General features: G+C 57.2%; 11 protein-coding genes. 5 read left to right on the top strand and 6 right to left on the bottom strand.

From position 1 onward, the window contains the following. Window positions 1-2: 2 nt before the first annotated feature. Complete coding sequence (locus tag AC0L24_RS12580; RefSeq protein ID WP_473563760.1) at window positions 3-818, bottom strand: terminase small subunit; 816 nt, start codon at window positions 816-818, stop codon at window positions 3-5. 117 nt (window positions 819-935) lie between these two features. On the opposite strand from AC0L24_RS12580, the gene AC0L24_RS12575 reads away from it, so the two are divergent. The 3 genes from AC0L24_RS12575 to AC0L24_RS12565 all read left to right on the top strand — a co-directional run bounded on the left by AC0L24_RS12575 (window position 936) and on the right by AC0L24_RS12565 (window position 2,562). Beyond that, the gene (locus AC0L24_RS12575) at window positions 936-1,250 is read left to right on the top strand and encodes a hypothetical protein (RefSeq protein WP_473563759.1); all 315 of its coding nucleotides are present in this window, start codon (window positions 936-938) and stop codon (window positions 1,248-1,250) included. Between the two features lie 250 nt (window positions 1,251-1,500). Further along, the gene (locus AC0L24_RS12570) at window positions 1,501-1,911 is read left to right on the top strand and encodes a hypothetical protein (RefSeq protein WP_473563758.1); all 411 of its coding nucleotides are present in this window, start codon (window positions 1,501-1,503) and stop codon (window positions 1,909-1,911) included. Window positions 1,912-1,992: 81 nt separating this feature from the next. Then, window positions 1,993-2,562, top strand: a complete 570-nt coding sequence (locus AC0L24_RS12565) for a hypothetical protein (protein ID WP_473563757.1) — start codon at window positions 1,993-1,995, stop codon at window positions 2,560-2,562. Window positions 2,563-2,736: 174 nt separating this feature from the next. On the opposite strand, the gene AC0L24_RS12560 is transcribed toward AC0L24_RS12565, so the two are convergent. After that, a complete protein-coding gene (locus tag AC0L24_RS12560; RefSeq protein ID WP_473563756.1) occupies window positions 2,737-5,166 on the bottom strand; it encodes a hypothetical protein in 2,430 nt (809 codons plus the stop codon). Window positions 5,167-5,254: 88 nt separating this feature from the next. On the opposite strand from AC0L24_RS12560, the gene AC0L24_RS12555 reads away from it, so the two are divergent. Both AC0L24_RS12555 and AC0L24_RS12550 read left to right on the top strand, forming a co-directional pair. Beyond that, window positions 5,255-6,322: a hypothetical protein gene (locus AC0L24_RS12555; RefSeq protein WP_473563755.1), complete on the top strand. Its 1,068-nt coding sequence runs from the start codon at window positions 5,255-5,257 to the stop codon at window positions 6,320-6,322. Window positions 6,323-6,356: 34 nt separating this feature from the next. Beyond that, window positions 6,357-6,731 (top strand): hypothetical protein, encoded by a 375-nt coding sequence (locus tag AC0L24_RS12550; protein WP_473563754.1) that lies wholly within the window; start codon window positions 6,357-6,359, stop codon window positions 6,729-6,731. 31 nt (window positions 6,732-6,762) lie between these two features. Here AC0L24_RS12550 and AC0L24_RS12545 read toward each other — a convergent pair whose 3' ends face one another. The 4 genes from AC0L24_RS12545 to AC0L24_RS12530 all read right to left on the bottom strand — a co-directional run bounded on the left by AC0L24_RS12545 (window position 6,763) and on the right by AC0L24_RS12530 (window position 10,882). After that, window positions 6,763-8,580 carry a hypothetical protein gene (locus AC0L24_RS12545; protein WP_473563753.1) on the bottom strand — a complete coding sequence of 606 codons (1,818 nt, stop codon included), beginning with the start codon at window positions 8,578-8,580 and terminating at the stop codon, window positions 6,763-6,765. Then, the gene (locus tag AC0L24_RS12540; RefSeq protein ID WP_473563752.1) at window positions 8,577-9,191 is read right to left on the bottom strand and encodes a GNAT family N-acetyltransferase; all 615 of its coding nucleotides are present in this window, start codon (window positions 9,189-9,191) and stop codon (window positions 8,577-8,579) included. Before AC0L24_RS12540 ends, AC0L24_RS12545 begins: the two co-directional genes overlap by 4 nt. A gap of 210 nt (window positions 9,192-9,401) precedes the next feature. Continuing rightward, window positions 9,402-9,602, bottom strand: coding sequence for a helix-turn-helix transcriptional regulator (locus AC0L24_RS12535; protein WP_473563751.1), 201 nt, complete (start codon window positions 9,600-9,602; stop codon window positions 9,402-9,404). A gap of 83 nt (window positions 9,603-9,685) precedes the next feature. Beyond that, window positions 9,686-10,882: a tyrosine-type recombinase/integrase gene (locus AC0L24_RS12530; protein WP_473563846.1), complete on the bottom strand. Its 1,197-nt coding sequence runs from the start codon at window positions 10,880-10,882 to the stop codon at window positions 9,686-9,688. Window positions 10,883-10,995: the final 113 nt, after the last annotated feature.

Here is a 10,995-nt window from a genome sequence, read left to right as displayed (position 1 = left end):
TTTCAGGTGTTGCGGCGGGCGCTTAGAAACCCGTCATCAGCATTTTCGTAGTCAGTGTCGGCAAAGCCCTGCCGATCTGGCAGGATGGGTTGATACGGCGCGGGCGGCCTCGGCGCTTCCCAGTCCGATGAAATACGCGGCGGCGGGGCCGGCTCTGGTTTCGGCGCTGGCGCAACCTGTTCAAGTGCACAGGTTTTGTCCGGCTTGAGCGCTGGCAATTCGGCTGGCTCTGAAACAGAGGTTTCGTGGTCGGCTCGGGTCTGAGCACGCGCCAGCCGATCGGCGAGAGCGTCAAGCCCGCCAAGTTCCAGCTTGTCGTTGTAGAGCGACAGGTGACGCGCAAGCTGATCGAGCGCCTTGCTCTTGTCTGCGAGCTTGAGCGTGAAATTCTGGTTGCGGTCGTAGCCCCAGCCTACGATTGCGCGGCGAACGCTTTCCGGCAGTTTGAGGATGTCGACGGCTGAAGTGATACCGCTGACGGCGTAGCGCTTGCCGTCGATCGAAACGACCCCCTCGCCGTCAAGCGGCTCATCGCCTGGGCCAAGCTCGCGCGCCGCGCCAATCAATTGGGCGGGATCGTAGAAAGCCATGGTGGCGATCTCTTCCAGGACACGTTCGGAAGTGATCTCCGTTTTTTCGGAGCGCTCAGCTTTTGCTGCGTCGATCGCGGCCTGAACCTCGGGATTTTCCAGCAGCCTGGGTCCGGCTGTATCTGCTCCTTTAGCGCTATATCCAGCCCTGATCGCCGCCTGAGTAGCGTTCAGGTCGATCAGGTATTCTTCAACGAAGCGCGTTTGCTTTGGCGTAATGTCATGCATGATCAATGCTTGTGGGTCGAATGGTTGGCTGCACCACTACGTATTTGCAAAACCCACATTTCCCCACATTGGAAGATGTGTTAGCTGCCCATTCAGAGATATCGGGACGGGTGTATCATGCGACTTCTATTGGGCGGGATTTTGCTTGTAATCTGCACGCATTCGGCAACTGCTGGCGGTCTCGATCTGGAGTGCTCGGGATACCGGCCTTTGCTTGAAAACGATCAGGTCAAACGGCCCGAGCCGCCTGACTGCGTTTCATCTGGCTTCCAGTTCGCAGACGAATACCAATTCAACAGCTGCAAATCTGATATTGAAGAATATCGGCGCAAAATAGCTGGCTACGGTCGCTGCCTGGCGAGCGAGCAAGAACAAGCCATCAAGCAATTCAATGAGACGGTCGAAAGCTTCAATCGGAAAGCATCCAACTAGGCTGCTCTTTCGTGCAACTTTTTGGCGATTACGTGAAATCTTGCCACTTAGGATTTCCGGCTCATCCGGATCAGTTTTTCCCAAACGCGGGAATTTCGCAGTAGAGGACGATTTATACCTACCCATACTGCGAAATTTACAGAGGTAGACAAAACTGATCCGGAAATGGTGATAATCCGGTGAGTAATGTCGGGCCGCTTGACACCGGTTGTTTTCAAATTAACAACTTGGGCAAGCAGGGGGGGGCTACATGAAGATTCAGAATATTTGGGCCTTGGTCGCGGTTGCGATCGTGGCGGGGTGCCAGACGTTCGAAAATATGGATGCGGGCCTTAGCTCGTTGCGCGGGCAACCATACCAGGCAGCGTTCGACGTTCTCGGCTTCCCCGACGCCGAAAACAAGATAGACGACAAGCGAGTGTTCACATGGGGAAGCCGAAATTTGGGCTCCTATACGGTTCCGACATTCAATTCGAGCACGGCTTACGTGAACGGACAGCCGATTTATGTCCAGTCGCAAGGCACTGCGACGGAAACCTATGATTATCACTGCAAGATCGACGTGATCGTAGGGTCATCAGGCCTTATTGAATTCACGAAATACGACGGAAACATCGGCGGCTGCGAAAGGTACGCGCGCCGGTTCCCTAAGCTTAAGTAGACCAAAACTCGCCAGCACAGCGCCCCTTGACTAGGGCTTCCTTTTCCTTTCGCGTTTCTATGGCCTTTTGGAGGTTCAGACATGGAATTTTGTGACCCCGCTGACCGGCTGATGTTCTACGTTGGCACAATCGTTGTCACTACGCACGAGATCAGCGAAACTTTCAAACTTGGCGGCGCGATGAAAGCGCTTGAAGACTTCGGCGAGGAATTCAACCGTCGCAGAACGGCTTGGTATGCAGCCCTCAAAACAGCCTTCGCCGAATTTCCTTCCCTCACCGAACGCCTGCGCAAGTGTAACGACCAACTTGTTCAATTGCAGCAACTAAGAGATGCCTTGGTCCATGGCGGCCCGCGCACGATGCATTTCGAACAGGAGGGTCTCGTAGAATGTCGCCTCAACCCCTCTCGAAAGCGATACCGAGAAGCCGCCCTTATGCATGTCAGACGGACATCGCCGCCAGAGCACAAGAAGAACCGATTGGGCTGGATTAAGACCCTGATCGACAAAAAAGCCAGCGACATCACCATCTCATACCCTTTGAAGCACATCGAGCAATGGTCTGAGGACGCTAAGTTAATCAGGTTTGAGGTTATGGCACTGACCGCCGCGTCCCAAAACGTCAAGATACCCGGATACCCTCGCGATTAGAGCGGTCGCCGCTGCCCTGTACGACAGGGCCTCTTCAAATTCCTTGTCTCCGGTTTCCTCGCCGAGTTCCCTCATCTCTAGGAAATGCGAGATATCTGAAACCAGCTGCTCATGAGCCGGCCCGTCTCCGCGAATCATAGGAATATTTCCTTCACGCCAGGTATCTATTGGGCTCTAGGCTGTTACGGCCTTGATTACCGCAAAGGCAATTACCATCGCCTCTGACAGCGATCCGGCCGTGTTATTCCTCACGTCGATCGTTGCCGATCCTGCCGCACTGCTTGCGTTTATCGAGTACGCCCCACGCGTGCCGCCAGATATATGATTGAGGATAAGCACGTCGCCAGCCGCGATGGCGCTGTTGGTCAGAACAAAACTAGCGATGGTGCCGGCAGCGAGCGCGGCAGCGTTCATCGTAATTTGGCCTGTCGCCTTGTTAAGCGTCACGCCAGTTGTCTTGCTGGTGGCTTGCACTACCGTGCCGCCAGCGCCCGCTGAGTAACCGATGCCTTTCAACGGCTGCGCCTGGAGTTTTGGGCCGAACACCGTAGTGGCCGCGTTATCCGCGACAGCAAGCGCTCCGCCAGAAATATCGCTGTTTCCGTCCCTGATCTGCGTCCGTTGAGCCCCGGCAACGACCCATATGTGAGCGGTCTCACCTACGCCGAACTCGCAATCCTCAACAACGGTGTCGTTCGAAGTGCCGTCTACTGTAAGAGCATAGGCCGTCGACACAACCGGCGCAGCGAGGGGCTGGATCGTGCAATCTCGAATGACCGTCTTCTGCGCCCCCGACAGCAACACCTGTGCGCCGAGAGCGCCAAGCGCATCACCCCAATATGAGGGATGTTCAATCCAGGTCTTGAGAATTTTGACCCCAGTGGTTCCGACAAGCTGAATACCGCCACCCTGGCAGGTGATGTTGCAATCCCAAATCGTGAACTCGCGCGCGCCCGCCGCTTGAGTAAGGTAGACGCCGATGAAATTCCCTTGAGCGTTTATGGTCGTGCTGGACAGCATGACGCTGTCACCGACATTGTTGCCTTTGAAGCCGTTGGCAATAAAGCAGCGGTTGACGTGAAGGGAAAAGAACCCGCCTGTTGTCCCTGTGTTGTTGAAGTAAAATCCGTTGGTCCCGAACTGCCCGATGTAGCAGCGCTCCACCATAGAGTTCGAAACGTATTCCGTCCCGGCGACGGTCCAGATCATCCCATAGGTGCCGCCGTTCTGGGCGGATGGCGCAACGGAAAAATCAGCGAAGTAATAGCCGGTGTTGTCGTTAGCGAAAGTCGCATCAGGATTGATGAACATCGCCGAGAAAGCGCCCGTGTAGACAAGCCGAGAACGGAACATGCCGTCGCCGGTCATGCGGATCACACTCTTAATCGTGAGACCGGTATCGTAGCTGTAATCCCCGGCAGGAATGCGCAGCGGGAAACTGTACTTCTGGCACAGATTGATCGCGGCCTGAATTGCGGTCGAGTTAGCCGCCGCTGCGGCAGACGTTCCCGCACCGAACATTTCAATATCGGCTTGACCCCGGCATTGCCGGATCCAAGTGTACGTGCCCGAGGTGAGATACATCCCCTCTTGCGCGTCATCTGCCGCAGCGGATTGATCGCTGGCCGACAGAGTTGACGTGAGATAGGCGACCCACGTTCCATTTCGTCCGCGACCCTCGCCGTATGTGGTTGCGGCTTTATCCTTGGTGGGATCAAGGGCCTTAACCGAGGCACGATTAGCGACGAAAGCGGCAGCGGCAAGCGCATTGCGCACCTCAACCGCCGTTTTGGTTGCGTAGCCGGTTGCGCCGGGGTTGGCCTGTAGGAAGGCGTTTGCCACAATGGGCGGCAGATTAATAGACGCGGCGGACGCCGCAGCGGCGATCGCGGATACAGACGCGGAAGCGGCATAGCCCAGCGCCTTGCGCATCCAATGGAAGGCAGAGAAGCCAACCGCGTGAACGCCGTCATTGACCGGAACGTCTTCCGCTTCCGTTGCCCACTTGTTCGCTACGAAGACCGCAGCGCTTGCCGAAGCCGCCGATCCCGCCGCCGCAGATGCCTGCGCAGGCGCGGCAATGATCGCCGCCATGTTTGCGGATGCAGTATTCACCGCTCCAATGTTGTTCGCAACAGCATCGATCTCGTCGGCGCTATCAGCCAGACGAAGAATATCCGCGACAAGGCCCTCAAGCTGGGCAGGGTCTTCCGAGGCCGGGATTGTCACCGCCCTGCTGACCTGTTCTTGCAATTGCTGATCACGCATAACCGCGAGGTCAAGGGCATCTTCGACCGTTTCGGCGTAATATGCGCCTTGGTTCTCCAGGTCGATTTCCTGTGTGAATGGAACGCTCGGGATCATCGTGAGCGTTTGCCCCGTTGGCAACGGCACAGTGAGCGACACTTGCCCGCCTGCCGGGTTGCCGACATCGGAAACGATGTAATCGGCATCGATCGTCAGGATGGTTTCAACGCCAGCGGCGTTAGCCTTGATCACCTTGATATAGTTCTCATTGGTGATCTTGAACTCATAATCAAAAACGGTCGTGACCCCGTTCCCGCTGTAGGGCCCGGAACGGTTGGTTTCGCTTGGAACAGTCATGATTTTTTCGCGCCCAAAGGTGTTTCGGGCACGATAGGAGCCGATGGTTGGGAGCTAGAATCAGGGCTTCCATCGCCCAAGGTAGTTGTTGCAAGGCCTGCTGTACGCGATACTTGCCCGATTGAAGATTCGCGGGCGGTATATTTCTTCGATGTCAAAGAGTCCTTTCAGCCAGAAGTTTGCCTATTTCATAACGGGATGGCCCAAAGAGCACCTGCACCAGGTCACGTGGTGGCATGTGGCGCGGTTCATTTCTTCACTGTGCGCGTCTGCCGGTATGATCTACGTGCTCGTTGCCATTGGGCTAGGTGGTTGGGATTCCTTAGCGCTGTTGCGCTCGGAGAAGATCCAAGCCTATCAACAAGAAAAAAGGGGTTCAGAAGCACAGCGCAGCGAAGCTGCCCGCCGTATTAGCCAGGATTGCGCCGTTTCTTCCGCGCCCGCCGATTTCGTCGCCGAATGTCTGGTTCATGCTCTCCAGTCGTTCGAGCAAACCAGAGACATCAACGTAGATGCTCAAGCGCAGCAGGAGATGGCCTATTGGGCTGACTGGACATTTAAGGCGACAGCGACCGGCGTAGCCCTCAGCTTCATTGGCGTGGTCTTCCTGCTTTGGTCGCTAATGCAAACTCGGCTGGCCATCAGCACCGATCGTGAGGTCGGCCACGCTCAGGTACGAGCCTACGTTTCTGCCCTGCCTGCTGACGTGGTGGAATTTGGCGAGGACTTGGTCCCGAGATTTGAATTCAAGTTGAAGAATTCGGGCGCGTCTCCCGCCTTTAACTTGCGCCACATAGCGATCTTAATGATCCATACTCATCCGGTCGGACAAGTTGTCGGAGAAATGATCGTGCCGGCAGAGGGCCAAATCACTCCTGCTAATGCCCTTGCGTCGGGAGCAGAAGTCACATGCAATGGCGATGGCTTGAAGCCTCTGTCAAAGGATGAAGTAGCTGCCGTTGTTGCCGACAAAAGCCGACGCCTCTACGCATTTGGCCGCGTTTTCTACGACGATGTGTTTGGGAAAAGTCACGAAACAAAATTCTGCGCCAGCGCCGTCCCCGACCTGAGAGAACCGGAGGTCGTGACTGTCGAGGGCCGCAGAGGTTTCAAATTCAGCTGGGAACTCTCGCCTTTCAACAATGAGGCGAGTTAAGCGCTGCGGCGGCATACAGAGTGGAGAGACCGAAATGGGTGGCGGCACAGGCGGCAAGTTTAAGGCTACGGCTCTCGTAGAGCAAAAGGGCATGATGCGTTTTTCGATCGAAGAGAACGGAAAGGAGAATGCTTTCTGCGAAATGAAAACGAAAGAGGCCGGAACTGTTGCGGCTCTCTTGCTCAAAACCGCAAAGGACGCCAATGCAAACTACGCTTCGACCGGGCGGCCGACTTTCAGCGTTCTTGTCCCATCTGGAATAAATGTAGCGCCGGGCCAAACGCAAGGGTACCACAACCTTGTTTTTCATTTTGGGGATACAACGATTGGATTCGCCATTCCTCATCAAGAATTGCAGGTATTTGGGCAACGTCTGATGACTCTCGGGGCGAAAGGGCAGGCTCAGTAGGCCAGCTTTGACAGAGATGCAGCCCCTTTTTTCACCAGCTATCAAGCTCCGGTTCCGTGGAACTCGCTTGCCCTGTGGAATGCATGCTATCCCCGCCCGCGATCCGCCAAACGCTGCTATTGGTGTTGCGGTCACGCGGCATCTGCTCAATCCAGCGCCCACCAATTCGAGTACCTTCGTAACGTGCCAGGTAGCGTCCGAACTTCTTGGAGGAAAATACACCGCCTCGATCGATGAAGAATGCGAGCGCTTCCCTGAGCAGCGGGTTTTCGCCGACCTTGAGGGCTATTTGCCGCGACGTGAACGGCCCGCCAGGCAGCGCTTCGATGATCTCCGCAAGTTCGTCCTTCTCAGGGTCCGCCGCCCGCTGGGCGGCTACGTCGCCTCGGCAGTCGGCCAGGCCAAGCCAAATCAGCGAGGAGCGCACTAGGTCGCTCCAATCTTCAAAGCTGCCCATAGGTGAGGCTCGATTGGGTGTGCCCGCTGAGAGATAGGCGCGCATGATTGTCAGAGCCGCCGCGACAAGCTCCGGCCTTTTGCGCATGGCCAGGTCAACCGCATCAAACTCGAAAAGCCTGTCTTCGGGTCGCTCAGTCTTGGCATCTAGCCTGATCTGGATCGTGCGCCGGTTTAGATCGCCATATACCGTTAGGTTGTTGCCTGTGGCGCAAATCAGGCTCGTCGCGGGAATACGGACGTTCTTTGAAGAACCGAGCACGCGAACCTGAACCTCGTCTTGCGTGAGCATCTGACATAACTGGTCGCTTCGTAGAATGTGAGTGACGTTGTCGATGCTCAAGATCTGATCGCCAGCCAGCGCACAGGCTCCAATGCGCTTCTCGAGTTCCGCCTCGTCAGGTGTGGGGGTGACAACGGCGGCTCGCCGACCGGTCGCCATCACCGCCGCGACATCGACAACCAAGCTCTTGCCGGTACCGGCAGAAGGTGCAGACACTGCGAACATTGGCGCGGTCTTCAAGCTGGGTCGCATGACGCTTGTAATCAACAGTGCCAGGGCAGCGGCGCGGTCGCTTTCGCCGACGTAAGGCAGCGCGGCGATCGGTTCCGACAGGACAGCAACAGCTTCCATTGCCTCGCGTTTAGACGGGCTGTCAGGGACGTGTCGCCAGAGTCGGTCTCCAACCAGGAGCAAACCCGTCGCAGTGTCATACCCCGGTTCGCTGATCACGGTGCCGTCATGGCGCAGCGTTGGCGCGCTGATCACCGCCCTTAGGCGGGGCATGGTCCAGTTGTGCCCCTTTCGAGCAAGGGCCATTCTTGCCACCTCAGGCGGACAGTCGCACGGCTCGAAGTCATGTACCCGCTTGTTGAACTTTACAAATAGCGCTCTTTCCGTCAGCACCTCAATAAGCGCGGCCTCTGTCATGGTTGTAACGATCACCGATCCGTCTGGACGACTGACGTTCTCGCCCTGCTTTGCAACGGTCAGAGTTTGAGTGGGCGTGAAGTGCGTCACCGGCCGGACAAGTTCATCCGCTCGGGCGAAGATCCCGACTTCCGGGGCTGAGAGGACGGCGATAGCCTGGTTTACTGCCCGGTGAATTTCGCCCTTCACAACTGCGATCTTGGGCTTAACACGCGGCGCTCCAGGAAGCCCGTTGTCATTGCCTCCCTTAGGCAACCGCACAGTCTGTGGCGAAACACTTTCAGCGCCGCTCTCTGCCGGTTTCTGTTGTGGCGGCGACCAAGGCCGAGCCGTCGCGCGCATGAAGGCGTCTAACTGGCTCTTGCTCCATCCGTCATCCACCGCGTCGGCGCAGTCCCAGCCCTTCTTTGGGGCCTTGCCTTGCTGCCAATCGGAATAGGTGTAGCGTGGATGCGAGTTCATTGGTCGCGGCCAATGCGCCAGCTGTTGCGTACGCGCATTTCAGATGGACGGTACGCGGAAACGGGAGGCGATTCAGATAACAGCGGCTTGCCGAAAGCGAGTGTTTGATTTTCCCGCGCTGTTGAGCCGATGAACCAGGGCGCGACTGGCGGGCCAGCCTCTTGCCAGAACCGGAAGCCAGCATTGTCATAGAAGCCAATCAGGCGATCTTTGTTGGTGCTCAAATGCACGACCGGCGCAGACCGCACCACGTGCCGAGCCAGCGCCATACCGATCCCGCGAGCGCGAAAGGCGGGATCGACCGCAAGCCAAAGCAGCCGCAACGGCAACGATGAAGTCAGAACCGAACAGACTGCTGCACCAACAATGTCACCGCCTTCGCGAACCACATAAATCGGCAGTGTTGCCTCGACATCGTGCATGAGACTGGACGGCACACAATCATCGCGAGTGTCAGTGACGAACTCAGGACAGGACAGGACAGCGAAGCGTCGAGCGGTGGCCATGCGGCTTTCCGCGGACTTTTCGGGCAACACAATGCGCTGTGCAAATTCGGCGGCGGCAAACCTGTCACGGAAGTCCGTCAGTGGAAGGAGCGTGATCTCACGCACAGCGCGCCTCTCTTGTCGTCCCGGACACATCAGGACGCGTTTTTCAAATGTCATCATTTTCAGGGACTGAGGCTGTTTCGACTGGGATTGGCTTGGTTTCGCTCTCGGCTGGAGATGGCCTTGCGCCAAGGTGAGGGAACGGGACAACGTTATCATCGACAATCCGGTGACCGGTCTTGGCGCAGAAAACGATTTCTTCGGCCACGGCGATCACGCGGCAGCGCGAGCAGCTTTGGCCCGCTCGATCACGGCGAGGATTTCAGAGCGCGGCCAGCGGCTCATACCGCCAATCTTGACCGGCTGCGGGGCGGTTTTGTCCCGCACTCGCCGCCAGAAAGTCGGCTTGGACATGCCAAGGATGGCGGCTGCTTCTGCGTCCCTGAGAAGTGGGTCTGTGTGTTCGAAATTCATAGTCGGGCCTCTTTGCTGCACGAGTGACCCGGACTGATCTAAGGTGAGATGGTTGCTTTCTAAAACACCCGATATGAGAACGGTCAGACGGCGCTAACCAGCTGCACCACCTTGCCGCCCTTGCCGGTGCAATGGTCTGCCCACCGCTCCATGAGCTTGGCCCGCTGGTCGATGAAGTCCGTCCGTCGATACGCGCGTTCGACGGCACCACCGACTTTGTGGCCTAGGACCGTTTCAGCGACATCGTGAGGCGCGTCGGTGCATTCAGCGAGCCAATCCCGCAACGATGACCGGAAGCCATGCGGGCGCGCTGTCAGCTTACGCCGCTCCATGTGTCGGCTCAGCGTCATGTCACTGACGACACCGCGCTTGATTGACGGGAACAGGAAGCCGCCGCGAGCATGGCGCTTAGCTTGTTCGATCACGGCCAGGGCTGCCTTCGACAACGGCACTCTGAAATCGCCAGTCGTACCCTCCCGACCCTTCATCAGGTCGGCAGGGACGGTCCACACTTCCCCGGCAATGTGATCGACCTGCAAGAATCGAAGGGGCCGCGAGCGAACACCCGTAAGGATCAGCAGGCGCAATGCCAAGTGCGTCACTGATCCGTCGCTCAAGCTCTGATAGAACGCAGGCACCTCGTGCCAAGGCATCGCTGGGATATTTACGGCTTTGTGCTGTGACGCTCCGATCAGCGCCTTCGCCTTGTCCACAACTTGCGTGTCAACGTCGAGACCGAGCGCCGCAGCATGACGGACAACCATATCGAGGCGATTGAGAGCCTTACGCATCGTCTCGAATTTCGTGTCTCGCAGCGGCTTCAAGGTATCGCGAATGTCCACCTGATCGAGGTCGGCCACCGGCACCTTTCCGAGCTTGGGCAATACATGCAGTTCGAGCGGCGAGAACCATCGGCCCGCCTTTCCTTGGCCCCGCAGATTGCCCTTGATCGCTTCGAAACAGTCTTCCGCGACATCTTTCAAAAGATGGAGATTCCGCGCCGCCTCGCGCTTCTGTCGAACGCGCTCTTTGATGGGATCGCCGCCGTCCCGCACGACTGTACGCCACTTGTCAGCCGACCTGCGGGCCTCGGCCAAGCCGACATCGGAAATCGAGCCAAGACCCATCTCACGGCGACGGCCATTGACCACGGCGCGCAGCACCCACTTGCCGGTTTCTTTGTCGGACTTCACAAGCCAAAGGCCGCCGCCGTCCGCATATTTGCCAGCAGGCGATTGCTTAATCTGCACCGCCGACAGTCTGTCTTTCGCCCTTGCCATTTCTTCGTCCACCCTTTGGTCCACCTTCTAGGTGTAGATGAAACGATCCTACATGACAATGCTTGACGCTGATTTGTTGCAGATTTCGCAACAAAATCAGCATCATCGAAGAT

The organism is Mesorhizobium sp. WSM4809, from assembly GCF_055811655.1.
Note: the sequence above shows the minus strand (reverse complement) of the source record. Positions and strands in the feature narration are given on the sequence as shown.